At 66.2% G+C, this 25,202-nt stretch carries 25 protein-coding genes and 1 pseudogene; 18 read left to right on the top strand and 8 right to left on the bottom strand.

The window, feature by feature from the left end; translation table 11 throughout:
* Positions 1–9: 9 nt before the first annotated feature.
* The 5 genes and pseudogenes from ARC63_RS23820 to ARC63_RS18105 form a co-directional block, all read left to right on the top strand.
* Positions 10–486: pseudogene (locus tag ARC63_RS23820) on the top strand (NAD(P)-dependent oxidoreductase); the annotation flags it as partial.
* Entirely contained in the window at positions 472–900 is a 429-nt protein-coding gene (locus ARC63_RS23815) for an NAD-binding protein (protein ID WP_338141135.1), read from the top strand. The pseudogene ARC63_RS23820 and the gene ARC63_RS23815, both read left to right, overlap by 15 nt.
* Positions 901–1,001: 101 nt before the next feature.
* Positions 1,002–2,141 carry an SPFH domain-containing protein gene (locus tag ARC63_RS18115; protein ID WP_057504014.1) on the top strand — a complete coding sequence of 380 codons (1,140 nt, stop codon included), beginning with the start codon at positions 1,002–1,004 and terminating at the stop codon, positions 2,139–2,141.
* 20 nt (positions 2,142–2,161) lie between these two features.
* Positions 2,162–3,514 (top strand): hypothetical protein, encoded by a 1,353-nt coding sequence (locus ARC63_RS18110; protein ID WP_057504013.1) that lies wholly within the window; start codon positions 2,162–2,164, stop codon positions 3,512–3,514.
* Positions 3,511–3,768, top strand: a complete 258-nt coding sequence (locus tag ARC63_RS18105; RefSeq protein WP_057504012.1) for a hypothetical protein — start codon at positions 3,511–3,513, stop codon at positions 3,766–3,768. Before ARC63_RS18110 ends, ARC63_RS18105 begins: the two co-directional genes overlap by 4 nt.
* A gap of 98 nt (positions 3,769–3,866) precedes the next feature.
* Here the strand turns inward: ARC63_RS18105 and ARC63_RS18100 are convergent, their stop codons facing one another.
* Both ARC63_RS18100 and ARC63_RS18095 read right to left on the bottom strand, forming a co-directional pair.
* Positions 3,867–4,763, bottom strand: coding sequence for a tyrosine-protein phosphatase (locus tag ARC63_RS18100; protein ID WP_057504011.1), 897 nt, complete (start codon positions 4,761–4,763; stop codon positions 3,867–3,869).
* A gap of 17 nt (positions 4,764–4,780) precedes the next feature.
* A complete protein-coding gene (locus ARC63_RS18095; protein WP_064968353.1) occupies positions 4,781–7,069 on the bottom strand; it encodes a TonB-dependent receptor in 2,289 nt (762 codons plus the stop codon).
* Between the two features lie 123 nt (positions 7,070–7,192).
* On the opposite strand from ARC63_RS18095, the gene ARC63_RS18090 reads away from it, so the two are divergent.
* Positions 7,193–7,837, top strand: a complete 645-nt coding sequence (locus ARC63_RS18090; RefSeq protein ID WP_057504009.1) for a TetR/AcrR family transcriptional regulator — start codon at positions 7,193–7,195, stop codon at positions 7,835–7,837.
* A gap of 47 nt (positions 7,838–7,884) precedes the next feature.
* Here ARC63_RS18090 and ARC63_RS18085 read toward each other — a convergent pair whose 3' ends face one another.
* On the bottom strand, positions 7,885–8,139 hold the full coding sequence (locus ARC63_RS18085; protein WP_057504008.1) for a hypothetical protein: 255 nt from the start codon (positions 8,137–8,139) through the stop codon (positions 7,885–7,887).
* 224 nt (positions 8,140–8,363) lie between these two features.
* On the opposite strand from ARC63_RS18085, the gene ARC63_RS18080 reads away from it, so the two are divergent.
* The 4 genes from ARC63_RS18080 (at position 8,364) to ARC63_RS18065 (ending at position 12,064) form a co-directional block, all read left to right on the top strand.
* On the top strand, positions 8,364–9,323 hold the full coding sequence (locus ARC63_RS18080) for a cation diffusion facilitator family transporter (RefSeq protein ID WP_057504007.1): 960 nt from the start codon (positions 8,364–8,366) through the stop codon (positions 9,321–9,323).
* Between the two features lie 72 nt (positions 9,324–9,395).
* Positions 9,396–10,031: a DNA-3-methyladenine glycosylase gene (locus ARC63_RS18075; protein WP_057504107.1), complete on the top strand. Its 636-nt coding sequence runs from the start codon at positions 9,396–9,398 to the stop codon at positions 10,029–10,031.
* Positions 10,031–10,225: a hypothetical protein gene (locus ARC63_RS18070; protein ID WP_005413550.1), complete on the top strand. Its 195-nt coding sequence runs from the start codon at positions 10,031–10,033 to the stop codon at positions 10,223–10,225. The genes ARC63_RS18075 and ARC63_RS18070 overlap by 1 nt, the downstream gene beginning before the upstream one ends.
* 120 nt (positions 10,226–10,345) lie before the next feature.
* Entirely contained in the window at positions 10,346–12,064 is a 1,719-nt protein-coding gene (locus tag ARC63_RS18065) for a diguanylate cyclase (protein WP_057504006.1), read from the top strand.
* Here ARC63_RS18065 and ARC63_RS18060 read toward each other — a convergent pair whose 3' ends face one another.
* On the bottom strand, positions 12,065–12,856 hold the full coding sequence (locus ARC63_RS18060; RefSeq protein WP_057504005.1) for an exodeoxyribonuclease III: 792 nt from the start codon (positions 12,854–12,856) through the stop codon (positions 12,065–12,067). It lies immediately after the preceding gene.
* A gap of 161 nt (positions 12,857–13,017) precedes the next feature.
* Here ARC63_RS18060 and ARC63_RS18055 point away from each other — a divergent pair, with 161 nt between their 5' ends.
* Complete coding sequence (locus ARC63_RS18055; RefSeq protein WP_057504004.1) at positions 13,018–14,604, top strand: alpha-amylase family glycosyl hydrolase; 1,587 nt, start codon at positions 13,018–13,020, stop codon at positions 14,602–14,604.
* Here the strand turns inward: ARC63_RS18055 and ARC63_RS18050 are convergent.
* Positions 14,574–15,560 (bottom strand): TIGR03885 family FMN-dependent LLM class oxidoreductase, encoded by a 987-nt coding sequence (locus tag ARC63_RS18050; RefSeq protein ID WP_057504003.1) that lies wholly within the window; start codon positions 15,558–15,560, stop codon positions 14,574–14,576. The two genes, ARC63_RS18055 and ARC63_RS18050, sit on opposite strands and share 31 nt — an antisense overlap.
* 59 nt (positions 15,561–15,619) lie before the next feature.
* Here ARC63_RS18050 and ARC63_RS18045 point away from each other — a divergent pair, with 59 nt between their 5' ends.
* The 3 genes from ARC63_RS18045 to ARC63_RS18035 all read left to right on the top strand — a co-directional run bounded on the left by ARC63_RS18045 (position 15,620) and on the right by ARC63_RS18035 (position 17,569).
* Positions 15,620–16,003 carry a sensory rhodopsin transducer gene (locus tag ARC63_RS18045; protein WP_057504002.1) on the top strand — a complete coding sequence of 128 codons (384 nt, stop codon included), beginning with the start codon at positions 15,620–15,622 and terminating at the stop codon, positions 16,001–16,003.
* Positions 16,004–16,103: 100 nt separating this feature from the next.
* Complete coding sequence (locus tag ARC63_RS18040; RefSeq protein ID WP_049450793.1) at positions 16,104–16,970, top strand: glucose 1-dehydrogenase; 867 nt, start codon at positions 16,104–16,106, stop codon at positions 16,968–16,970.
* Positions 16,971–16,975: 5 nt separating this feature from the next.
* Positions 16,976–17,569: a mechanosensitive ion channel domain-containing protein gene (locus ARC63_RS18035; protein WP_057504001.1), complete on the top strand. Its 594-nt coding sequence runs from the start codon at positions 16,976–16,978 to the stop codon at positions 17,567–17,569.
* A gap of 27 nt (positions 17,570–17,596) precedes the next feature.
* Here ARC63_RS18035 and ARC63_RS18030 read toward each other — a convergent pair whose 3' ends face one another.
* Entirely contained in the window at positions 17,597–19,540 is a 1,944-nt protein-coding gene (locus tag ARC63_RS18030) for a MacB family efflux pump subunit (protein WP_057504000.1), read from the bottom strand.
* A gap of 2 nt (positions 19,541–19,542) precedes the next feature.
* The gene (locus tag ARC63_RS18025; RefSeq protein ID WP_057503999.1) at positions 19,543–20,724 is read right to left on the bottom strand and encodes an efflux RND transporter periplasmic adaptor subunit; all 1,182 of its coding nucleotides are present in this window, start codon (positions 20,722–20,724) and stop codon (positions 19,543–19,545) included.
* 236 nt (positions 20,725–20,960) lie between these two features.
* On the opposite strand from ARC63_RS18025, the gene ARC63_RS18020 reads away from it, so the two are divergent.
* From ARC63_RS18020 to ARC63_RS18005, 4 genes are all read left to right on the top strand, one after another.
* Positions 20,961–21,518 (top strand): hypothetical protein, encoded by a 558-nt coding sequence (locus ARC63_RS18020; protein WP_231298655.1) that lies wholly within the window; start codon positions 20,961–20,963, stop codon positions 21,516–21,518.
* Positions 21,519–21,565: 47 nt separating this feature from the next.
* The gene (locus ARC63_RS18015) at positions 21,566–22,282 is read left to right on the top strand and encodes a response regulator (protein ID WP_019337245.1); all 717 of its coding nucleotides are present in this window, start codon (positions 21,566–21,568) and stop codon (positions 22,280–22,282) included.
* A 4-nt stretch (positions 22,283–22,286) separates the two neighbouring features.
* Positions 22,287–23,363, top strand: coding sequence for an ATP-binding protein (locus ARC63_RS18010; protein WP_057503998.1), 1,077 nt, complete (start codon positions 22,287–22,289; stop codon positions 23,361–23,363).
* A 201-nt stretch (positions 23,364–23,564) separates the two neighbouring features.
* Positions 23,565–24,491, top strand: a complete 927-nt coding sequence (locus ARC63_RS18005; RefSeq protein ID WP_057503997.1) for an ABC transporter six-transmembrane domain-containing protein — start codon at positions 23,565–23,567, stop codon at positions 24,489–24,491.
* Between the two features lie 93 nt (positions 24,492–24,584).
* Here the strand turns inward: ARC63_RS18005 and ARC63_RS18000 are convergent, their stop codons facing one another.
* Positions 24,585–25,199, bottom strand: coding sequence for a TetR/AcrR family transcriptional regulator (locus tag ARC63_RS18000; protein WP_057503996.1), 615 nt, complete (start codon positions 25,197–25,199; stop codon positions 24,585–24,587).
* Between the last annotated feature and the right edge of the window lie 3 nt (positions 25,200–25,202).

Genomic DNA, 25,202 nt, shown 5'->3' with positions numbered 1-25,202 from the left:
CAGCGGACGTCCATCATGCGCATCGGATTCCTGGGACTTGGAGTGATGGGAACGTCCATGGCGGCCCATCTGGCTCGCGCAGGTTACGAGGTATGCGGCTGGTCGCGCTCCGATCGCAACCTTGCGGCCGCGCGCACCGCCGGCATCAACGTCTGCGAGGCGGTGGACGAGGTATTCGCGGCCTGCGACACCCTCATCCTGATGCTGGCCAATGACGATGCCATCGACAGCGTGCTCGATCGGCATGGCGCGGCGTTTGGCGAGCGGGTCGAGGGCCGCCTGCTGATCAACATGGGTACCAGCTCGGCAGCGTACTCACAGGCGTTGGCCGAACAGATCCGTGCCGCGGGCGGCCGCTACGTGGAAGCGCCGGTGTCTGGCTCACGCGTGCAGGCCGAAGCGGCGCAGCTGGTGATCCTGCTGGCCGGTGCCGATGTCGACCTCGCGGCAGCCGCCCCACTGGTTGCACCGATGGGCAGGCAAACGGTGTGCTGTGGTGCAGTGCCGTCCGCACTGCGCATGAAACTGGCGGTGAACCTGTACCTGATCACCTTGGTCACCGGCTTGGCCGAAGCGGTGTACTTCGCCGAAGCACACGGCATCGAGCTTGACCGCTTCGCGCAGGTGCTCAACGCAGGGCCGATGGCCAGCGAAGTATCGCGAATCAAGCTGGACAAAATGATCCGTGGTGACTTCAGCGTGCAGGCGTCGATCACCGACGTGCGCAAGAACAGTGGGCTGGTAGCCGCTGCCGCCCATGAGGTGGGCATGCATGCGCCCTTGATCGACGCCAGCGACGCGCGGTTCGCACAGGCACTGGCGTCCGGATCGGGGGCGCTGGACATGGCGGCCGTGCTGCAGGCGGTACGGGCCGGGCCAACCGGCACTGGCCGGCGCTGATCCGGATTCATGTTCCGGCACTACTGCCGTCCTCCACCGCTGCTATATTCAGTCCAGCTCGGCAGGCATGGTGCCTGCCTTCGAATCACAGGGAGTTGGTCATGGGTCTGGTACAGGCGGTGAAGGGTGCGGTTGGCGGTGTGCTGGCCGACCAGTGGAAGGACTTCTACACCGTGCCGGCGGGCCTGCCGTCCACGGCCGCCCTGTTCGCGGCGGTGCCGCAGGGCACCAACGCCGGCCGCGGCTCCAACACCAGCGGCTCGTCCAACATCATCAGCAACGGCTCGAAGATCATCGTGCCGGAGGGCTACGGCCTGCTGCTGTTCCAGGACGGCGCGATCACCGCGTTCGTCGCCGAACCGGGTGGCTACGAGTGGCGCTCGGACGATCTGAACTCGCAGTCGATCTTCGCCGGCGACGGCCTGGTCAGCACCTTCATCAAGCAGAGCTGGGAACGCTTCAAGTTCGGCGGCCAGCCGGGTTCGCAGCAGGAGGCCTATTTCGTCTCGCTGAAGGAACTGCCGGACAACCGCTTCGGCACCCAGTCGGAAATCTACTGGGACGACGGTTTCCTCAACACCCAGGTAGGCGCGGTCACCCGTGGCTCGTACACGCTGAAGATCGTCGACCCGATCCTGTTCGTGAAGAACTTCGTGCCGGCCAGCTACCTGCAGCCGGGCCAGGTGTTCGACTTCACCGATCTGGACAACGCCGCCGCCAGCCAGCTGTTCAATGAAGTGGTCGGTTCGCTGGCGCCGGCCTTCAGCCTGTATACCAACGATCCGGGCAAGGGCAACCGCATCACCAAGCTGCAGCAGGACTCGCTGGGCTTCGCGCAGAGCCTGTCGGCCGCCGTCGAACAGGGTTACCAGTGGAAGTCCGACCGCGGCCTGGCCATCGTCAAGACCGCCATCGTCTCGATCGAGTACGACGCCAACACCCGCGAGCTGCTGAAGACCGTGCAGCGCGCCGATGCGCTGTCCGGTTCGCGCGGCAATTCCAACCTGCAGGCCAGCGTCGCCCAGGGCATCCAGTCGGCCGGCGAAAACGGCGGCGCGGCAGGTCTGGTCGGTGTCGGCATGGCGTCTGGCATGTTCGGTGTCGGCGGCATGCAGCAGCCGGCCACCCCGGCGGCCGACGATCCGGTCGCCAAGCTGAAGAAGGCCAAGGAAATGCTCGATCTGGGCTTGATCACCCAGAGCGATTACGACGCGCTCAAGGCCAAGGCACTGGGCCTGTAACGGCAGGACGCACACCCAACATGTCCGATCCCCGAAACGGCCCACCGCCGCTGCCCGGATCCGCGCCCGCGACGCCGCCGCCCCTGCCGGCGGCGTCGTTGGATGGGCCCGGTTCGCCGCAGGACGCCCCTCCCCTGCCCGGCAGCTTCCCGCTGGACACCTCCAAACTGCCGCAGGCCATCCGCGATGAAGTGGAAGCGCCCGATCCTGTTGCCATCGATACCTCGGCCAGCGAGCTGAAGGACGGTCTCAACCGCTGCCCGAAGTGCGGCGCCACCGACATCCGGCCCAAAGCCGGGACCGATATCCTGGTCTGCCTGTACTGCCGTCACGAATGGCATGGCGCGCGGGTCGAGGAAGAATTCGGCCTTGGCGAAGCCATCGACCAGCTGCGCGGTACGGTCATCGCCTCCGGCGCGCGTGACATCGATGCCGACACCTCGGCACTGATGACGTTCAAATGCACCGGTTGCGGCGCCGAAGTCACGGTCAATACCGAGAGTACGATGACGGCGCGTTGCCACTGGTGCCGCCACGTCTTCGGCGTCAACGAGCAGATCGCCAACGGCGCGGTGCCCGATGCGGTGCTGCCCTTCCATATCAAGAAGGACGATGCGGTCGCGCGCATCCGCCAGTTCGTCGACAAGCGCCGCATGTTCGCGCTGAAGGCATTCAAGGACCAGTTCACCCCGGAGAACGTGGTGGGCGTGTTCCTGCCCTACATGATCGTCGACAGCAATGTCAGCGCGGCCGTGGCCGGCAAGGGCGAGATCCAGACCCGGCAGTACACCGTAGGCAGCGAGAAAAACAAGCGCACCCTGTATGACGCCGACGTCTACCACGTCGAACGGCAGGTCGATTTCACCGTGGATGACCTACCACTGGAATCCTCGGCCGAGCGCGGCAATCTGGATACCCGCGCCAACACCAACAACATCATCAACACCATCCTGCCGTTCGATACCAAGAACGCGGTGAAATGGAACGCTTCGTACCTGGCCGGCTTCACCTCTGAAAAGCGCAACCTCGACGTGGAGAAGCTGCGGCCACGGCTGGAAGACCAGCTGCTGTCAATTGCCCGCGCACAGGTGGAAGGTTCGGTGAAGCGCTACAACCGTGGCGTGCGCTGGGAGCAGGAACAACTGGAGGTGCATGGCACCCGCTGGGTGTCGATGTACCTGCCGGTGTGGTTGTATTCGTACCACCAGCCCGGCAGGAACGGAGGCATGCTGCACTACATCGCAGTGAACGGCCGTACCGGCGAAACCATGGGCAGCGTGCCCGTGCAGCAATGGAAGATGCTGCTGGCGGCCCTGGCCACCGGCACCGTCATTGAAGCCCTCGCAATTGCCTTCCTGGTGGCATCGACATGAGCGACGACAGTGGCCTTTGGCTGTTGGCGGCAGGTCCAGCCGGCGCAACCGCGCTGTACTGGGCGCTGTACCGCTATTACCGCAACACCGACAAATCGCACTCCTTCGAGCACGAGACCGAAATCGAGGCACAGCCCGTGACCGGTTCAGACCAGCAGGTGGCCCGGGTCACCGGCACCGAGGAAAAGCGCATCCGCGGTGACAATGTGTATGAGTACCGGAAACGGGTGGTAAGGGTGAAACCCGATCAGTAGAGCCAGGCCGCCTGGCTGCGGGTAATGCCGGCCGCTGGCCGGCACTCCTTCGGTCTCTGGACGTCAAAGGGGAGCCGGCCAGCGGCCGGTACTACCTATCAGCCGGCCTGCCCCAGCCGCACCTTCAACTGCTGGATCTCCTGTTCGCTGACCCCGATCGCCTTCAGGTAACCCTCCGCACCACCATACTGGCTGTGCAGCGCCGCCAGGAACTGCTCCATGTTGTCCGGCGCAGTACCTGCCATGCCCGCCATCTTGCGACCGATCTCCGGGTTCTGCTTGACCAGCGCCATGAGCTGCGCGTTCATCGCGCTGTCCTTCGGCTGCCCTTCCAGGTAATGCGCGGAGATCGCGTAGTTGTGCACGATCTCGGCCTTCGACACGCCGGCCAGGTCCAGCAACAGGCCGGCGATGATGCCGGTGCGGTCCTTGCCGGCCGTGCAATGGAACAGCACCGCACCATCCTGCTGCGCGGCGATGCGCCGGAACACCTGCTTGAACTGCGGCTGGCTGTGGTCCAGCCACTGCACATAGGCTTCGCCCAACGAATCCGGGAAGCTGGCCATCATCTTCTGCAGGTCCATCTTCTCGGTGCCCATCAGCGAGATGCGCTGATAATTGAAACGATCATCGCGGGCCAGCAGGTCCGGCGACTGTGCTTCCTCATCGGCGGTGCGCAGGTCGATGTCCAGCTTCACGCCCGCGGCGACCAGGGCATCACGGTCGGCATCGGTGAGGCGGCCGAGGTCGGCGGTACGCACGAACGCATTGGCTGGAATCCGGCCGTGGCGACCCTGCAGGCCGGCGAACGTACGTACGTTCCAGGCGCCCTGCAGCGGAATCACCCGCTGTGCGTCGGCGGCGACAGGCTTCACATTGGCGGCGGTCGTCGCCTTCGTGGAAGCCGCCTGCGATGCGTCGGCGGCAACCGCGGTTGCGGCCATCGGCAGGCTCAGCATCAGGGCCAGGGCGAGTTCGGTATGGCGGATCTTCATGGGGCTCTCCGTTCGAATCAGAAATTGACGGCCATTTCCAGGCCGAAAGTACGCGGGTCGTTGAAGATGCCGCTCTGGCCCAGCGCCGCGCTGTTGATCTTGTAGAACAGGTGCTGCTCATCGAGCAGGTTGCGTGCCCACAACGAGAACGACATCGTGGCGCCGGTGCTGTTGACCGGCACATCCACCAGTGCCACCCGTGCATTCACCACGAAGGAGCTGTCGGTGAGCATCTGGTCGTACTCGCTGGTGTAGTAGCCATCGGACCAGTTGCCATCCACATGGAACTTCAGTGCCGAGAAGTTGGCGAACGGCACCAGGTAGTCCACCGACAGGCTTCCTGCATTTTTCGGGGCCAGCAGCGGCTGCACGGTCACCTGCACGCCGGCGCCGAACGGGTCTGTTGCGGTCTGCGAATCGATCTTCGTGTAGGCGTAGTTGAGGCCGAGCGTGAGGTTGTCCACCGGCATCGCGTTGAACTCCAGCTCCGCACCCCGCGACTTTCCATCGCTCAGCGCATTGGTGGTGACCATGGTGGTGCGGGTTTCACCGCTGTTCGGGTCGAACGGCAGCGAGAAGTCCATCTGCTTGTGCGCGATGGTCGAATCGAACACCGCCAGGTTCAGGCGCGCACGGTTGTCCCAGAACTGCGATTTGAAGCCCAGCTCATAGGCCGCTACTTCCTCTGGACCGAATGCCGAGTAATTGGTCGAACGCGAGTTGGCGCCGCCGGCCTTGAAGCCGGTGCTGTACTTGGCATAGACCATCGCGTGTTCGCCGAGGTCATAGGCAATGTTGACCATCGGGTCGAAGCGGCTCCAGCGGTCCTTGAACGCAAGGTTCGTTGCCGCGCCATTGACGATGTACAGGCTGCCCTTCTTGTCGTCACGAGTGTAGCGACCGCCGGCAGTCAGGTGCAGTCGCTGCAGCGCTTCGGGCGTCCACGTGGCCTGGCCGAACACGCCCAGGCTGTCGGTCCACGCCTTGCTGGCGCGGTCGATCCGTACACGGGAAAGATCCAGCGGGCTGGTCGCCGGGTTCACCGTATAGCTGTTGCCGCCCGGCCCCCAAACCAGCATGTTCGGCGTCTGCGCGTTATCGCCTGCGGTTTCGTGGTAATAGAACGCGCCGCCGAGGAACTGCACCTGCGAGGTGTTGCCGATCAACTGGAACTCCTGGCTGTACTGGTGCTGGTAGACCTGCGCCAGACTGTAGCGGCCGAACGGCGTGCCAGCACCACCATAGGCAGAGATCGCGTCGACCAGGCCCATGTCGAACTGGCCCTGGGTCAACTCGCGGTAGGAACTGATCGACTTCAACTCGAGGGCGTCACTCAACGTCCATGACAGGCTCAACAGATGGCCACTGGTACGGCCGATGTTGTCTTTCTGCGGTCCGCCCAGGATGGCACTGTCGCGACGGTCCTGGCTGGCACCGGCCTTCTGCAGCGGGCTGAGGTAGGCGCCCGGCACCAGCACCTGGGTGTGGTACGGCGTGGTGGCGTCGTAGGAGCGATCAAACGCGTACAGCAGCGAGAAGTCATCGCTCGGTTGCCACAACGCGCTCAGGCGTGCGCCGCGCTTGTCGTAGCTGTTGAAGTCGCGCTCACCGCGCATCGGGTTGTCGGTGGTGCCGCCGCGTTTGGCCTGCACGGCGTCGATCTTGAAGCTGACATCGCCCAGCTTGGGCAGGTCCAGGTGCAGCGCGCTGTTGTAGCCGCTGAAGTTGGACACACCCGCGCTGACGCTTCCGCCAAACTCGCCGGTCGGTGCCTTGGTCACGATGCTCACCGCGCCACCTTCGGTGTTGCGGCCGAACAGCGTGCCCTGCGGGCCCTTCAGCACTTCGATGCGCTCCACGTCGTAGAGCATGCTGCCCAGGCCCTGCGCACGGCCCATGAACACACCGTCGACGTAGATGCCGACGCCGGCATCGCGTGCGGGTTGGTTGGCGTCGCCGGAGGCGCCGACGCCACGGATGCCGATGTTCAGTGCAGAACTGCGGGTGGCGAACGGTGTGACCCGCAGCGACGGGATGGAACCATCAGACAGGCTGCCGAGTGAGATCGCGCTGCGATCCTTCAGCGCTTCGGCATCGACCACCGACACCGAGATCGGCGTCTCCTGCAGGTTGGTAGCGCGCTTCTGCGCGGTCACCATCACCTGGTCGAGGGCGACCACGGTGCGCGCTGCATCAGCGGATGCGCTGGCATCCGCAGTTGGACTTTCTTCGGCATGGGCCAGCGCCGGCAGAGCGGCAGCGATGGCGAGGGTGAGCAACGGGCGGTGCAACGTGGCGTGGCGCATCGGACTCATTCGCGGAAGGAGAAGGCCGGCGCAGTCTGGGAGGCGGGAATTACAAATGAATGACCGTTCATTCACATCTTTTGTGACGTACTATCCCGCCTCTGGACGCCCTGACCTCACGCAATGACGCCGAAATCCGCCGTAGCCCCGACCTCCGAAGATCCCACTGCGGCCCATGCCGAGGCCCAGCGCCGCCGCATACTCGACGCCGCCCAGAAGTGCTTCATCACCCGCGGCTTCCATGCCGGTTCCATCGGCGATATCGCCGCCGAGGCCGAGATCAGCCAGGGGCTGATGTACCGCTATTTCGCCAACAAGCGCGCCTTGATCCTGGCCCTGATCGAACGCCAGCTGCGCCACGACCAGGCCTCGATCAGCGAGATGCCGGCGGCCTCCGACCTGGTCGACGGGCTGCTGGAGTGCTATCAGCAATGGGCGCGCGGTGAGGTGCTGCCGATTCACGGCAACGCGATTGCCAGCGTTGCGCTGTATGCGGAGATCAATGCCGAGGCCCATCGCGATCCGGAGCTGGCCGCTGTGCTGCGTACCCACGACAACCAGACCAGCGCCGCCATCCAGGCCTGGCTGCGACAGCGTGATGCAAGCCTTGGCCGGGCGCTGGACGAAGAACGGATTGCCGGCCGCACCCTGTTGCTGCGGTTGCTGGTGGAGGGCCTGGCGATGCGTGCGGTGCGCGATCCGGACCTGCCGCCGGCGCGGGTGCGCACTCTGCTGGCCGATGCCATCGGGCGGGTGATGGGGGATTGAACGGTAGTGCCGGCCGCTGGCCGGCACCCCGGGCCCAAACGGTGGTATCAGATGAAGAAGCGGACCGGCAGAGCCTTCTGCGCGGCCTTCGCGCGCGCGCCGAAGTACCAGGTCGCCAGCGCGAGGAACCCGATGACGATCAGTAGCCCGTATCCAGGGCGTCCCCAGCTTGCGATCGGGGCTGCACCTGCCACTGCAACAAACGTGCGACCCGCAATGTACAGCAGGGTGCTGGAGATCGATGCGACGGTAGCGCAGAGCGCCAGGCTGATAAGGGCGTACCAGGGAAATTTGTGATTCATCGATGTCTCTTCAGGTCAGGGAAAATAGCCAACGTCGTTTCGAACAGGATCGGCAACGAGGACTGATCCAGCGTAGGGCCTGGCGTCCGCAGTCACGTCGCCTAACCGGCTTGATCACGGCGGCACTTAGGCCCTGCCCGGCCCCGGCACATCGGGCACCTGCACATCCCGGGGACATGCCCGTCCGGAAGATCAGGGAGCCACCTGCCCTCCCCCTTGCCTTCATGTCTGCCCCCACTGGTTCCCGCCTGGTCATCTACGCCGCCCTCGCGGGCAACCTGGCCATTGCCATCGCCAAGTTCATCGCCGCCGGCATCTCCGGCAGCTCGGCCATGCTCAGCGAGGGCGTGCATTCGCTGGTCGACACCCTCAACGAGGTGCTGCTGCTGTACGGGCTGCGCCGCGCCGGCAAGGCGCCAGACCCGGTACATCCGTTCGGCTACGGCCGCGAACTGTACTTCTGGAGCTTCATCGTCGCCCTGCTGGTGTTCGCCGCCGGCGCCGGCGTTTCGGCCTACGAAGGTATCCAGCACATCCGCCAGCCGGAGCCGGCCACCAACCACGCGTTGAGCTACAGCGTGCTGGGCATCTCCATCCTGTTCGAAGGGGCTTCATGGTGGGTGGCGCTGCGCGAGTTCCGGCGCACCAAGGGCAAGCTCGGCTACTTCGAAGCGTTCCGCCGCAGCAAGGATCCTTCCACCTTTACCGTGCTGCTGGAGGATAGCGCGGCCCTGCTGGGCCTGGGTTTCGCACTGATCGGGCTCGTGGCCGCCCAGGTCCTGGACATGCCGGTGCTTGATGGTGTGGCGTCGCTGTGCATCGCCGGCGTGCTTGCCGCCACCGCCTTTCTTCTCGCACGCGAAACCAAGGGACTGCTGGTGGGCGAGCCGGCCCATCCTGCGGTGGCTGAGCGGATCATGGCCGTGGCCGAAACCGATCCGGACCTGCGCCGCGCCAATGGCGTGACCACCATGCAGATGGGCCCCGAACAGGTCGTGGCCATGCTCAGCGCGGAATTCGAGGATGACCGGAAGACACCCCAGATCGAGGCGTGCATCACCCGCATCGAATCAGCCGTGAAGCGCGAATATCCGGAACTGGTGGCGCTGTTCATCAAGCCACAGACACCGGAGGTCTATGCCGCACGGAGAGCGGCACTGGCCGCTCCGCCTGCGCAGGAATGACACTGCGTCTGCGCCCGTTTCACCTGTTTGGTGCCACAGTGCCATCACCGTTTGCCCGAGCCTGCCTCTACCGTGCCGGATTGGTTGCCCGCCGCTCTTCAGATCCTCCCCCGCAGCTTCTACCGGCGCCCACCCGTCGAGGTTGCGCCCGAGCTGCTCAACAAACTTCTGGTCCGTGACGATGGCCGAACGGGTCGCATCGTTGAAGTCGAAGCGTACGCGGGCAGCGCCGATCCGGCGGCGCACTCCTATCGCGGGCAGACGCCGCGCACGGCCAGCATGTTCGGTGAGGCCGGGCACCTGTATGTCTACTTCACCTACGGCATGCACTGGGGCAGCAACGTGGTCTGCGGAGAGGTCGGTGAAGGGGTGGCGGTGCTGCTGCGGGCCGTCGAGCCGCTGGCGGGCCTTGAGCGCATGCACGAGCTGCGCCCCGCCGCGCGCCGGGACCACGATCTGGCCAGCGGCCCCGGCAAGCTCTCGCAGGCATTCGGGCTGGACCGCAGTTTCGACGGCGCCGACCTGGTGACTGGCAGCCACGGCATTGTCATCGCCAGCGATGGCGTGCGGCCCCCGGGGGATCCAGTGGTTGGGCCCCGCATCGGCATCACCCGCGCTGTTGATTTCCCCTGGCGTTGGCACATCCGTGATCACCGTCACGTATCGATCCAGCCACGTCGCGCTTCCGCCCCAGCGAGGAAACGATGATGACCCCGCTCGACAAACCACTGCGCCGCGAACTGCACATCGACGGCCAACCCTACACTCTCACCGTGGCCCCTGAGGGACTCAAGCTGGTTGAGAAGGGGCGGCGCAAGGGCATCACACTGCGCTGGCAGGACCTGGTGTCCGGAGACGCTGCACTGGCCACCGCCTTGCAGGCATCGCTCCAACAGCACTGAGCCGGCGCGCCCACCTCACATCGGCATCACCCCGCCGTGGCGATACATAACGGCGCGCGCACTAGCGTAGCGCCAGCCAGCCGCCGCAACCGCCCTCGCCACCCAGCCCTGAAAAGCGCCATGGACGAAGCCGAACGACTGCTCGAGATCGAACGACTGCACCTGTTGGATACGCCACCGGAGCCGGTGTTCGATGCCATCGTCGCCGCGGCCCGCGCCGCGACCGGCCTGACCATGGGCCTGATCACCGTGGTGGCCGAAGACCGCCAATGGTTCAAGGCCAACATCGGCCTGGAGGGCGTCAGCGAGACCGCCCGCGAGATCTCCTTCTGCACCCATGCCATACGCCAGGACGAGCTGTTCGAGATACCCGACGCGCGCCAGGACCCACGCTTTTCCACCAATCCACTGGTCACCGCTGGGCCGCGCATCCGCCACTACGCTGGCATCCCTCTGGGCTCGTCGCACGGCGCACGTATCGGCACGCTGTGCCTGCTCGACCCGATGCCCGGTGTGCTGTCCCCCTCCCAGCGCGAACTGATGGTGCATCTGGCTCGGGTCACCACCCAGGTGCTGGAACAGCGCAGCACCCTGATGGCGCAGGTTGGCCAGGCCAAGGCGCTGCATCGCGAGCTGAAACGCAGTGAGGACTTCCTGGAGCGTACCAACCGTGCCGCACGGGTAGGCGGCTGGGAGATGGACCTGCTGACCAACGAGGTGCGCTGGACACGGGAAACCAAGCAGTTGCATGGCGTACGCAGCAACTTCGAGCCTACGTTGGAGACCGCACTCTCGTTCTATCGCGAGGACAGCCGCAATATCATCCAGGCTGCGGTAAAGCGCTGTATCGACGAAGGCGCTTCCTGGGAAGTACAGCTACCGATGACCACGGCCGACGGTCGTGCGATCTGGACCCGGGTGGTCGGCAGCCGGCAACAGGTCGACGGCCATCCGCGCCTGGTCGGGGCGATCCAGGACATCACGGACGAACGAGCCGCGCTGGACGCGCTGGAAGCGAGCGAAACCCGCTACCGTCGGCTGTTCCACTACAGCCTGGGCCTGATCTGCACCCACACGCTGGACGGCACATTGACCTCGGTGAATCCGGCGGCCGTGCAATCGCTGGGCTTCGAGGAAAGCCAGATGATCGGGCGCAGCCTGTGTGACTTGATGCCGCCGGAAAAACGTGAAGGTTTCAGGGCCTACCTCGCCCGGATCCAGGCAAACCACACCGACGCTGGCGTGATCGAGCTGATTGCCGCCGATGGTACGCGTCACTACTGGGCGTACCACAACGTGCTCGACAACGAAGCCAGCCCACCCTATGTGCTGGGGCATGCCCAGGACGTCACCGCGCTGCGGATGCAGGAGCAGCAGCTGCGCGAGATGTCCTTCAAGGATCCGCTCACCCAGTGCTACAACCGGCGTTACCTGCACCGGCTGGATGAACTGATTGACGAGCGCTGGGCCTGCGTGATGTTCGATCTGGACCATTTCAAGCACATCAACGACACCCAGGGCCACCGCCGTGGCGATGCCGTGCTTGTCGAGTTCGCCACGCTCCTGCGCTCGCCGCTGGGCAAGGACGAGACCGTGGTACGGCTGGGTGGCGACGAGTTCATGGTGGTACTGGTCGCGCCTGCGGACGGCCGGTTGAGCGAACTGGAGCATTGGTACCAGGACCACGCAGCGCTCTCGCCCAGCGCGTTCTCGATGGGTGCAGCCATCAACACGCCTGGCGAACCGGTGGCCGACACCATCCAGAAAGCGGACAGCCGCCTGTACCGCACCCGCGCACGGGTACGCCGCGAGCGACGCGAAGACCCTGCCGCGCGTTGATCAAGCCCTTACCGTCACCCAGGCCGGCGCGTGGTCGCTGGCCTTTTCCTGCAGGCGTACCCAACGGTCGACGCCAGCGTCCTTCAGTCGCTCCGCCAGTACAGGGTTCAACAGCAGATGATCGATGCGCAACCCACGGTCGCGCTCGGCATGTTGGCGGAAATAGTCCCAGAAGGTATAGATCGTGGCGTCGCCGTGCACCTCCCGCACCGCATCGGTCCAGCCCTGCGCCAGCAGTCGTTCAAAGGCATCGCGCACTTCAGGCTGGAACAGCGCATCGCGGCGCCAGGCCTTCGGGTCATAGACGTCGGCGTCCGTGGGAATCACGTTGAAATCACCCAGCAGCAGCGCCGGGTGCGGCAGCTCGACCAGGCTGCGCGCATGCCGGATCAGGCGTTCCATCCAGCGCAGCTTGTAGTCGAACCTGGGCCCGGGCTGTGGGTTGCCGTTCGGCAGGTAGAGTGCGCCCACCACAATGCCATGCACCGCCGCCTCCAGGTAGCGACTCTGCGTATCCTTGGGTTCACCCGGCAATCGGCGGCGGCTCTCGACCGGCATGGTGCCGCGGGCCAGCAGCGCCACGCCGTTCCAGCGCGCCTCACCCTGCCAGAGCGCACCGTAGCCGGCCTCTTCCAATGCCGCGGCGGGAAACGCGGCGTCGGTGGCTTTCAGTTCCTGCAGGGCAACCACGTCCGGCGATTCCCTGTGCAGCCAGTCCAGCAGCTGCGGCAGGCGCGTGCCGATGCCGTTGACGTTGAACGTCGCAATACGAAGCGTTTTGCGGCGGGGCATGGACAAAGGTTCCTCGGCGCAGCGGGACGAGCATTCACTCTGCGCGCCCAGGCATGCAGGGACCGTGGATGCCACGTCATGGTGCGGTGCCATTCGGTTCACGAACCGCTGCCACGGCGCACAGCAGGCTGGTCACCCGTGAACGGTGCTGGAGAAGCCCCATGGCGGTACGTCCGCTGCGCGCGATCTACCAGGTCGACCCCTACCTGTTCCGCGACAGCAATGGGCGCGGCTGGGGCACCCTGGATGGCATCACCGAAAAGCTGGACTACCTGCAGTGGCTCGGTGTCAGCCACCTGTGGCTGCTGCCGTTCTACTGCAACGCCGGCCGTGACGGTGGCTACGATGTCACCGATCACTACCGCATCGATCCACGCCTGGGTGACGAGGCGGCGTTCCAGCGCCTGGTCGATGCTGCCGCCGCACGCGGTATCGGCATCATCGTCGAGCTGGTGATGCAGCACACTGCCAGCGCCCACCCATGGTTCGTCGCCGCGCAGCGGGGCGACCCGGCATGGCGCCGCTGGTACCTGTGGAGCGACCACGTGCCCGACGACGGCCTACAGCCGATGTTCCCGCCGTTCGAGGCGTCTGCCTGGACATGGGACGCCGAGGCCGGCGCATTCAACCGGCACATGTTCTACCGGCACGAGCCAGACCTGGAGCTGGCCCATGCGCCAGTACGCGACGAACTACTGCGGGTGATGACGTTCTGGATGCAGCGCGGCGTGGCCGGCTTCCGCGTGGATGCGGTCCCGTACATGGTCGAGCGCGCCCGCCACGCGGACCCGCGCGACGACGGGCTGTGGCTGGTGGAGGCGATGCGCGCCACGGCAGATGCGCAACAGCCAGGCCTGCCGCTGATCGGCGAAGCGGATGTCAGCGCGCCCCGCTACGGCGACTTCCTGTGCCAGGGGCGGCGGCTTTCGCACCTGCTCGATTTCCATCTCAACAATCATTTCTTCCTGGCCCTCGCGCGCGGCGACGCCAGCGAAGTGGCCCGGGTCATGGCCGAATACGGACCGCAGGCGCCGCCGCACACCCGCATCGCCTGGCTGCGCAACAATGATGAGCTTGACCTGGAGCAGCTGGAGCCGGACGAACGTGAGGCAGTGATGGAGCGCTTCGCGCCCGAACCTGGCATGCGCATCTATCGCCGCGGCATCCGCCGCCGGCTGGCGTCCATGCTGGACGGCGACACCGCGTGGCAGGCCATGGCCTGGGCCGCACTGCTGTCGCTGGGCCAGGTGCCGGTGATCCGCTATGGCGAGGAAATCGGCCTCGGCGACTGCCTGGAACTGCCCGAGCGCAACGCCGTGCGCATGCCGATGCACTGGCACGACCGCCCAGGGGCGGGGTTTACCGATCAGCCACGGCATGCCTGGCGCGTGCCTCCGGCAGACGGCGCCTACGGTTACCGCACGGTGAATGTCGAGGCGCAACGCGCGACGCCGGGCTCACTGCTGCTGCGGGTGCGCGAGCTGCTGCAGCAGCGCAATGCACATCCCGTGCTGCAGCAGGGTCCTCACACGCTCGACCCACCTTCACCTGCGCTGCTGATGCTCCGCTACGGCGAGGCACCCCACCAGGCACTGGCACTGATCAACTTCGGCGACGACCCGGTTGAGGTAGAGGTGCCCCTGCACGGCCCGCTGCGTACGCTGGTGGGCCACGGCGCCAGGCTGCAGGATCGCCGCTGTTGCCTGCAGGGCCATGGCTATACGTGGCTGGCCGCCGAGGGCGCCTGAGTACGCAGCGCGGGAAGTACGTGCTCGGCGAAATCATCGATGAAGCGGTCCTGCTCGCGGTTCACGTTGTGCAGGTAGATGCGATCGAAACCCAGTGACTGCAGTTCCTGCAGCCAGGCCCGATGCTGGCCGAGGTCTGCCGAGACATGCACGTGCTCGCGCACCACCTCGGCGCTTACCGATCGGGCGTGTGCTTCGAACTGTTCGGGCTGGTCCAGGCCTTCGGCCAGTTCCGGTGGCAGCACGTTGGCGCTCCATTGCTCCATCGCACCTTCCAGCGCCGCCTGTTCGGCGCGCGCGTAGGAGAGCTTGGCCTGCAGGTACATCGGCTTGCCCCTGCCACCGCCTGCCTCGAACGCTGCCACCACACGCTGTAACTGCGCCAGCGGTTGGCTGATGGTGATCAGGCCATCGGCCCAGCCCCCCATCCAACGTGCAGTCTCCTCCGTGACCGCTGCACCCAGCAGCGGCAGGGGAAGCGCCGGTCGGCTGTAGAGGCGTGCCTTGCGCACCTGGAAGCCACCGTCGTGGTCGACCTGCTCGCCACCCCACAGCCGCCGCATCACCTCGGCCGCATCGCGCAGCGCCTTCTGCCGCTCCCGCTTGGCTGGCCACGGCTGGCCGGTGATGCGCTCGTTCAGGGCCTCGCCGGTACCCAGCGCCAGCCAGATCCGGCCCGGCGCCAACTGCTCCAGCGTCGCCGCTGCCTGTGCCACCAATGCCGGGTGCTGGCGCAGCATCGGGCAGGTCACCATGCCCAGGGTCAATGCGCTCTGCACCGCCAGCGCGCCGGCCCACACCCAGCTGTGGCCCGATTGCCCTTGTGCGGTCGTCCATGGGTGGAAATGGTCGGAGCACATCAGGGCCTCGAATCCCGCCTGTTCGGCGCGCAGCGCCAGGCCCAGCAAGGTGGCGGGCGGGAACTGCTCATGCGATGCGTGGTAGCCGATGGTCATCACGGATTCCGTGCGGGGACTGGACACGATGGCAACACCCCTCCAGCTAAAACGGCGTCATGGAAACGAATGCTTCCTGCATCGGGCATCGACGCTGGGCTATCGCCGAGGGCTACATTCCAGCCTGGAGCAACGGCCCAGCACCGGAAATGCAGAGTCACGAAACCTGCTGCGTCCTCAATGCCGGCAACGAGGACGCGCATGTCACGCTGACCCTCTACTTCGAAGACCGTGATCCGGTGGGCCCCTACCGGGTCACCGTGCCGGCGCGACGCACTTGTCACCTGCGCTTCAACGACCTGCAGGATCCGGCGCCGGTGCCGCGCGGCACCGGCTTTGCCACCCTCGTTGAATCCGACCAGCCGATCGTCGTCCAGCACACGCGGCTGGATTCACGGCAACCGGCCAACAGCATCATGACCACCATCGCCCACCCGTTGTGAAGTCCTGCGCGCAGGCGTCCACGCTGCAATGACACCGTGCCCTCCGGTCGTTTACCGGCATGGAGGGAGACTGGCGCCGGTTTCCTTCCGGAGAGTGACGATGGCCCTGCCCGACTACCCACGCCCGCCCTTCCCCGCCCAACAGCAATCCTTCCCCGGCAAGACAACGCAGATGCAACCGCGTCCGGATCACGGCGAAGACAGCTACCGCGGCCATGGCCTGCTGCAGGGCAAGAAGGCACTGATCACCGGCGGTGACAGCGGCATCGGCGCAGCCGTGGCCATCGCCTTTGCGCGCGAAGGCGCCGACGTTGCCATCGCGTTCCTCGATGGTGAGCAGGACGATGCCCGCCATGTACAGCAGCAGATCGAACAGGCCGGGCGCAAGGCCGTGCTGGTGCCCTGTGACATCAGCGACCCGGCACAGGCGCGCTCGCTCGTGGACCGCGTGGCCAGCGAGCTGGACGGTCTCGACATCCTGGTGAACAACGCGGCCTACCAGCGCTACTACGAGCACTTCGACGACATCACCCTGGATGACTGGAAGCGGACGTTCGACACCAACGTCCATGCCGTGTTCAATCTGACACGTTTGTGCGTCCCGCACCTGCGCGGGGGTGGCGCGATCATCAACACCGCGTCGGTCAATTCCAAGCGGCCGACCCCGAACATCCTTCCGTACTCCGCGACCAAGGGCGCCGTCGCCAACCTGACGCTGGGGCTGGCGGGCCTGCTGGCCGAGCACCAGATCCGCGTCAATGCGGTGCTGCCCGGCCCGATCTGGACGCCGTTCATTCCGGCAGGCATGGCCGCCGAGGAGGTCGAGCAGTTCGGCTCGCAGACGCCGTTCGGCCGCCCCGGCCAGCCAGCCGAACTGGCATCGGCCTATGTGATGCTGGCTTCGGACAGCGCCAGTTATACCTCTGGTGCACTGCTGACCATTTCTGGCGGCGCGGCGACGCTGTAGCCTCCATGACCGGATTGCCTGCCTGGATCGAGGATTGGCTAAGCGTGGTTGTGCCGGTGGCCGAGGTGCTGGCCATCCTCGGCGTCGCATGGGTGATGGTGCGTGCACTGGCGTGGCTGCTGGTGCAGGCCCGGCAGCGCGGCAGGCTGGCGCCAGAGCTTCATGTGGGCCTGCACCGCGGCGGTGCTTTGCTGCTGTATCTGGCGGCTGCGCTGCTGATACTGGAGCGGCTGGGCGTTTCGCGCTCGGTGCTGTGGACCGCGCTGACCGGGTTCATGGCCGTCGGTGCGGTGGCGTTCTTTGCCGCATGGAGCGTGTTGTCCAACCTGTTCTGTTCGTTCCTGATCGTCGCCACGCGCCCGTTCCGCATCAATGACACCATCGAAGTGCTGGAAAGCGTGGACAAGCCGGGCCTGTGTGGTCAGGTGGTGGACATCAACCTGATCTACACCACGCTGAGTGATCGTGGCGAAGGCGCGCGTGGTTGCCTGCTGCGCGTGCCCAACTCGTTGTTCTTCCAGCGCATCACCCGGCACTGGGGCGACAGCGGCTATTCGCACCTGCCAGGCAGCCTGCCGATAAAGGGCAAGGCGCGCTGAGTCGCTGTAGCGCCACGGCGGGCGACCCTACTCCGCCGCCAACGCCTGGATGGGGTCCAGCTGTGCGGCACTGCGCGCCGGGAAATAGCCGAAACCGAGCCCGATGGCAGACGAACATGCCAGCGCGGCGAGCACCGGCCCAGGCGTGAACAGGAACGGCACCCCCAGCGACAGCAGGCTGGACAAGGCGCCCACAGCCAACGCGAACAACACCCCGAGTACCCCGCCGAACAGGCAGATCAACACGGCCTCGATCAGGAACTGGCGCAGGATGTCGCCCTGACGGGCACCCACCGCCAGCCTCACACCGATCTCGCGCACGCGCTCCCTCACCGACACCAGCATGATGTTCATCACCCCCACGCCACCGACCACCAGCGCCACCGCTGCAATGGCCGAAACCAGTTCCGCCATGGTCTGGCTGGACTTCATCACCGCCTTGCGGATCTGGTCGGCGTTGTAGATGAAGAAATCACGCCGGCCGTGCAGGCGTTGCAGCTCCGCACCCAGCGAGGCTTCAGCGGCGGTGGTTGGCACGTCATCCCGCACGCGTACGGTGATGCTCTCCAGCCGCTGGCTGCCCAGCAGACGCGAGGACGCGGAGGTGTACGGCACATACACCGTCGGCGTCGCTCCGCCGGCGAATGCGTTGGGGCCAACCACGCCGATCACTTCCACCGGCATGCCGCCCAGCAGCACCGTGCCGCCGATCGGATTGCCGCTGAACAATGCCTTGGCCGCCTTCTGGTCGACCACGCCCACCGCGCGATGTACCTCCACCTCGGCATCGGTGAAGAACCGGCCCGCCTTCAGGCGCAGCCCGCGCACACGCGGTAGATCAGCGCCCACGCCAAGCACCTGCGTGTTGGCGCGCCGGTTGCCCTGCAGTGCCGCCACCGAACCGCTCAGGTTGGGGCTTACGCTGTCTACGTAACTCAATGCGGCCAGGTGATCGGCATCGTCCACGACCAGCGTTTCGATCTCTGCCGAGCGCGGGTCACCAAAGTCCGCGCCCGGGAAGATGTCCAGCGTGCTGGCACCCAGTTCGTTGATCTGTGACTCGACCTGTGCCTGTGCGCCCTTGCCCAACGCAACCACGGTCACCACCGCAGCCACGCCGATGATGATGCCCAGCATGGTCAGCAGGGTGCGCAGCCGGTGGGCCAGCATCGAACGCACCGCCATCCGTGCAGCTTCCCTGATTGCATCCAGGCGCGCGCGGCGCTCGGTGGCCGGTTCTGGACGGCGCTCGGGCACAGCGGCACTGCGTGCAACCGCAGGATCACCCATGCCACGGTCGGATACGACCTGGCCGTCTGCGATCTCGATCACGCGTGAAGCGTGCGCGGCGATCGCCGCATCATGGGTCACCAGGATCACGGTATGGCCCTGCGCATGCAGGCGCTTGAGTTCCGCCATCACCTGCCTGCCGCTGGCATGATCCAGCGCGCCGGTCGGCTCATCGGCCAGCACGATGGCGCCGCCGTTCATCAGCGAACGCGCAATGGAAACGCGCTGCTGCTGGCCGCCGGACAGCTGGCTGGGCCGGTTCGTGGTGCGCTCACCCAGCCCCAGCGTTTCCAGCAGCATGCGCGCACGGGCGGTGCGCGCATCGGCATCCACGCCGGCATAGACCGCCGGCAACGCCACATTCTCCGTGGCGCTCAGGTTCTCCATCAGGTTGTAGCGCTGGAAGATGAAGCCGAAATGCTCGCGGCGCAGGTGCGCCAGTTCATCGGGTGACATCTGCTCGGTTGCTGCGCCCTGCACGCGGTAGCTGCCTTCGCTTGGCCGGTCCAGGCAGCCCAGAATGTTCATCAGCGTGGATTTGCCCGAACCGGACGGGCCGATGATGGCGATGAACTCGCCCGCCTCGATGCGCAGCGAGACGTCCTTCAACACCACCACCTCGCCGGCGGCCGAGCGGTAGGCGCGCGATACGCCATGCAGTTCCAGCAGCGCGTCGGCCATGTTCACATCCCCAGCAGGCTGGTGGGCTCGGCTTCCGCGCCGCTAGGCGCCTGCCCGACCACCACGTTCTCGCCCGCCTTGAGGCCGGACAGGATCTGCACCGCAGTCGCGGTGCGCAGGCCGGTCGTCACCGCCCGCTCGTGCGCACGGCCCTTGGCATCGATCACCTGGACGGTCGCACGGTTGCCCGCCTTGTCGTCGCGCTCGGACACTGCCGTCAACGGCACCTGCAGCGCATTGGCGGCACGCGCCAGCTGGATCGTCACCTTCACCGTCATCGACGGCTTCAGTTTCAGGCCTGGATTGGGCACGTCAAACAGCCCGGCGTAGTACACCGCCTTCGGCGTCTGCGCCGATCCGCCGGTGTTGCCGGTGGCCACGTCGGCAATCGACGACGGCGCAGGTTCAAGCTGCTGCAGACGCGATTCGTAGCGGCGTCCGCCCGGCCCCAGCGTGGAGAACCACAGAGGTTGGCCAGGCGCGATCAGTTCCACATCGGCCTCCGCGATCTCGGTGCGAACCGTCATCGTGTCCATCTGTGCCAGCATCACGATGGTCGGCGTGGTCTGCATCGAGTTCAGCGTCTGCCCGGCCTTGGTGACGATGGCCACGATGTAGCCGTCGGAAGGTGAGACGATGCGGGTGTAGCCCAGGTTGATCCGCGCGGTTTCCACCTGGGTCACCGCCTGGTCGATCTGGGCCTGCAGCGCGGCGGCCTCCGCGCGCGCCGCATCGCGCGCCACACGGGCCGCTTCGAAGCCTTCCTGCGAGACCAGCCGCGATGCCACCAGCTGCGACTGGCGCTCGTACGTGCGAAGGGCCTGGCTGTAACGCGCCTGGCTGGCCGCGTGCTGCGCACGCAGTGTGTTGGTGGCTGCTTCGGCGCTGCGCAGGGCGATGCGCTGCGGCTGCGAATCCACTTCGGCAATCAGGTCGCCAGCGTGCACACGCTGGCCCAGCGCCACATGCAGGCGCGTGACCTGGCCCGACACCTGCGCGCCCACCGCCACCAGTTCCTTGGGGTTGACCCGGCCAACGGCCTGCACGGTCTTTTCCAGGTCCGCCACCCTTGCCGGGGCCGTGATCAGCGCGGCATCATCACCTTCGGCGAACAGCCACCCGCCGGTGCTGCCTGCAAGAAGTACAACGATTGCGGCAATGATCCAGGTCCTGCGATTGTTCATCGGAAGGCTCGCATGCACGCAGCCACCGGATGTGACCGCAGAAGCCGCAGTCTGGAAGGTAGTGGTGGATCTTTCTTGGAGCCACTGTGGAGATTGCATGGAGGCCGCACATCCGTTCAGGCACGGGGCCCGCTCCTGAACGGCACGGATCGCGTCCACGAAATCTCGACACAATCTCGACCAAGTCTCCATCAACGGCCCCTAGCCTTGTCGGCCTCGCCGACTGCTCCGCCGCCGTGTCCTTCCCGTTTCCAGACCTGCCTCCCATCGATGTCCGCCGCGCCTACCTTGCCTGGTGCGCGCCTTCGCCGTGGCTGCTTGCACTGGTGCTGACGTCCACCAGTGCCTGGATGCTTGCCAGCGCGAACCCGGCGCCGCCACTGCTGGCGGGCGCCGGTGCCGCCGCGCTGGTGTGGTTCCTCAGCGAAGGCCCCGGTCATTCGGCGCGCGCGGGCACCCTGGCGTCGGCGTCGCTGATCGGCCTCGCGGCCTGGTCCGCCTCGGCCGCTGACGTGAGCCTCATGCCGGCAGGGATGGCGGCTGTCCTGGTGGCTGCGTTGCTTGCCCTGCGCCTGCGGGCCGTGGTCCGCATGGCCCGTCGCCTGCAGGACCGGGTGGACGCAACGGGCATGCAATCGCGGTGGAGCAAGCTGCCTGCGGCCGTATCGACCCTGCTCGCACAGCACCTGCGCGCCACCACAACACTGGCGCCCGCCCTGCAGCACACGCTGGTGCTGGCCACCCTGGCCTGGGCCGCCCACGAAGAAGCGCAGACCCTGGAACGGCCACGATGACACCGTCGCCGGCGTTTCCCATTCCTTACTTGAAACCGCAGCATGCAATGAAATCCGATGCCCGCACGCGCCTGGCGCCCCTGGTGCTCATTGCCGAAGATGAAGGCGAAATCGCGGACATTCTCGGCGCCTACCTGGCCCGCTCCGGGCTGCGCAGCGCCCGCGCCGCCGACGGCGAAGCCGCCCTCACCAGCCACCGCCAGCTGCGCCCCGACCTGGTGCTGCTGGACGTGCAGATGCCGAAGATGGACGGCTGGCAGGTGCTGAGCGAGTTGCGCCGGCGCGGCAACACCCCGGTAATCATGCTCACCGCACTGGACCAGGACGTGGACAAGCTCACTGGCCTGCGCGTCGGTGCCGACGACTACGTGGCCAAGCCATTCAATCCCGCCGAGATCGTCGCCCGCATCCAGGCGGTGCTGCGCCGTAGCGCGAAGCCCATTGCAGAAGAACCCAACGGGCTGATCCGGCAGGGGCCGTTCGAGATCGACCTGCGCAGCCATGAAGTCACCGTGCGCACCGATGACCACGTGCATGCTCTGAGTTTCACGCTCACCGAGTTCCGTCTGCTGGTACACATGGCGCGCGCACCGCGCATGGTGCACAGCCGGCTGGATCTGCTCCAGACCTGCCTGCCGGAAGGCGATGCGCAGGAGCGCACCGTGGACAGTCACGTCAGCAAGCTGCGCCGCAAGCTGGAGGAAGCAGGCGTCATCGGCATTCCCGCCACCATCCGCGGTGTCGGCTACCGCTTCCTGGACTGAGCCGATGAACCCCAAAGGCAAGAGTATCGGGCGCCAGATCACGCTCTCCATCACGGTCGCGTCGCTGTGTTCAACCGTACTGTCGATCAGTGGTTTCTACCTGTTCTATTACCTGATGGAGGTGTTCTATCCACGCTGGTACGACGAACCGGAAACCATCATGCCGTCAGGCCTGGAATGGCTGTGGATCGGCCTGACCGCCACCGTGGTCGTTGCGCTGGCCACATTGATCGCCTCGCGCCTGACCCGGCGCATCATCACCCCGCTGAACTCGGTCGCCGAAAGCCTGCGTCGCGTCGCCAGCGGTGATCTGGAGGCGCGTGCGCGCGGCGGTGACACCTCGATGACCGAGGCCGCCGCGCTGGTCAGCGACTTCAATTCCATGGCCGAGCGATTGAGCCGGATGTCGGAGAACCGCGTGTTCTGGAACGCGGCGATCGCACACGAACTGCGCACGCCGATGACCATCCTGCGCGGCCGCCTGCAGGGCATCGCCGAAGGCGTGTTCGAGCCCGGGCCGGAGCAGTTCAACAGCATGCTCACCCAGCTGGAGGGCCTGACCCGCATCATCGAAGACCTGCGCGTGGTCAGCCTTGCCGAGAGCGGCCACCTCGATCTGCGCCTGCAGCGCAGCGACGTCAGCGTACAGGTGGCAGCGGTGGTCGAAGCGATGTCGGAGGCGCTGACCGAGAGTGGTTTCTCGGTGACGTTGGACGCACGGTCTTCGCTGGCCGACTGCGACCCGGCGCGCATCCGCCAGGCGGTGCTGGCGCTACTGGAAAACGCACGCCGACATGCCATTCCCTGCCCGCTGCGCGTACACGTGACGCTGGCTGAAGGCCATTGCACCGTAACCGTTGAGGATGGTGGCCCCGGTGTGCCGGACGACCTTCGCGACAGCATCTTTGAAGCCTTCCAGCGCACCGATGTATCGCGCTCGCGGCAGAGCGGCGGCTCCGGTCTCGGCCTGGCGGTGGTGCGGGCGATTGCCGTGGCCCATCACGGAACCGCGCGATGCCGGGCGACCGAACGTGGCGGCAGTGCCTTCGAAATACGCTGGCCGGTGCACGCGCGTCGTTGAGAGCACGGCGTTGCGGCAGACGCTGCTCTGGTAGCGGCCCACCTTGGTGGGCACCACGCCCTCCACTGAACGCCACCGGTTTCTCCACGCAATCTCCATCGTCCCTCCATGCCCGCTCCAAAGGGCTGCAGATACTGGGCGCGACCCGGGAGATGGCAGGCATCCGTCCCCTGCCCTGTCCCCGACCCACCCAGGCACCCCATGAAACACTCCCACGATCCAGCGGCCGCCGCCGGCAGCATCGGCCAGCAGAATGCGGCCGCCACCCTGAAGGCCATCCTGCGCACCTACCCCTGGCAGCTCAACGGCACGTTCTCGCTGGTGGCACTGGAGAACACACTGCTGCTGGCCTATCCCTTGTTCGCCGGCTTCGCGGTGGACGCGATCATCAGCGGCAACATCGGCCATGCCGTCTCCTATGCCGGCGTGGTACTGATGTTCTGGTTGGTCGGTGCCGCCCGTCGAGCGGTCGATACACGCACCTTCACCCGCATCTATGCCGATCTGGCGGTGAACGTGGTGCAGGCGCAGCGTCGGCTGGGCCAGGCCACGTCCACCTCGGCGGCACGCGTGGTGCTGGCCCGCGAGTTCGTCGACTTTTTTGAAAAGCACGTGCCGATCATCGCCACCGCGCTGGCATCGATGTTCGGTGCGGTGGCCATGCTGCTGGCGATCGAGCCGATGGTCGGTGCCGCTGGCCTGGTCACCCTGCTCGGCGCCCTGCTGGTGCTGCCCTCGTTCGCACGCCGCAACGAGCAGCTGCACGGCCGCCTGAACAACCGCCTGGAACACGAAATCCGGCTGGTCGACCGGGTCAGCCCCTCGGTGCTGCGCCGCCACTACACCACGCTGTCGCGCCTGCGCATCCTGTTGTCAGACCGCGAAGCGGGCGCCTACGTGGTGATCGGGCTGGCTGCCGCGGCATTGTTCGCGCTGACCATCGGCCGCCTCGCCACCACTGAGGGTGTCACGCCAGGCCACGTCTACGCGGTGATGACCTATCTGTGGACCTTCGTCGGCAGCCTGGACGATGCACCGTCAATGGTCGACCAGCTGGCGCGGCTGAAGGACATTGGCCGGCGAGTCAGCCCCGGGATTGACGACGCGGAGCACCAGGACGCCGCTTGACCGGTAGATGCCCACCTTGGTGGGCAACGGTGTATCGCGGCGCCAACCAAGGTTCGCGACTACCGGGGCAACGGGGCCAACCATGGTTGACGGCTACCTCGCGGCAGCGGGGCGCCCACACATCGTCAAAGCACCCATGATCAATGCCTGCATGCTGCGGTCGAACTCGGCATCCTGCGCCGCACGGTCCAGTGGCCGCCGCGCGGTGTCCGCCACGGCGTGCCGCGAATACACGGTGTCAGCCAAGGCCACAGCGTGATAGGCCACGGTCGACAGCAACCATGCTGCCTGTTCCTGCGGCAGATCATGCACTCGACTGAACTCGGCATGGTGGCGCTGGATGCGCGCCACCATCTCCGGGGTCTTCGCGCCGTGGCTCACAAGGAACGGGGCCAGGCCGGGGTTCTCGTCCACGAGCATCCGCAGGGAACGCTGGAACGCGTACAGATCGTCGTTGATGCTACGTCCCGCGCCGGCATCCAGCGGCGGTGCCTGCCAACGCTCGAAGATCGCTTCAGCCACCAGCTCGCGCAGCGCCGCCAGATTCGCCACGTGCTTGTACAGCGCGATGTGGCTGACCCCCAGCGCTGCGGCCACGCCCACGAAGCTCAGCCCCGGCAGCGTCATCGCGATGCCAGCGTCGGCGATGCGCTCTCGGGTGATGGTGGGTGGTCGCCCACGGGCAGCGGTCTTCTTCGGTGCAGCCATTGC

Origin of the sequence: Stenotrophomonas geniculata ATCC 19374 = JCM 13324, assembly GCF_001431625.1 — a bacterium.
GTDB lineage: Bacteria > Pseudomonadota > Gammaproteobacteria > Xanthomonadales > Xanthomonadaceae > Stenotrophomonas > Stenotrophomonas geniculata.
This window is presented reverse-complemented; position numbering and strand designations above follow the sequence as displayed.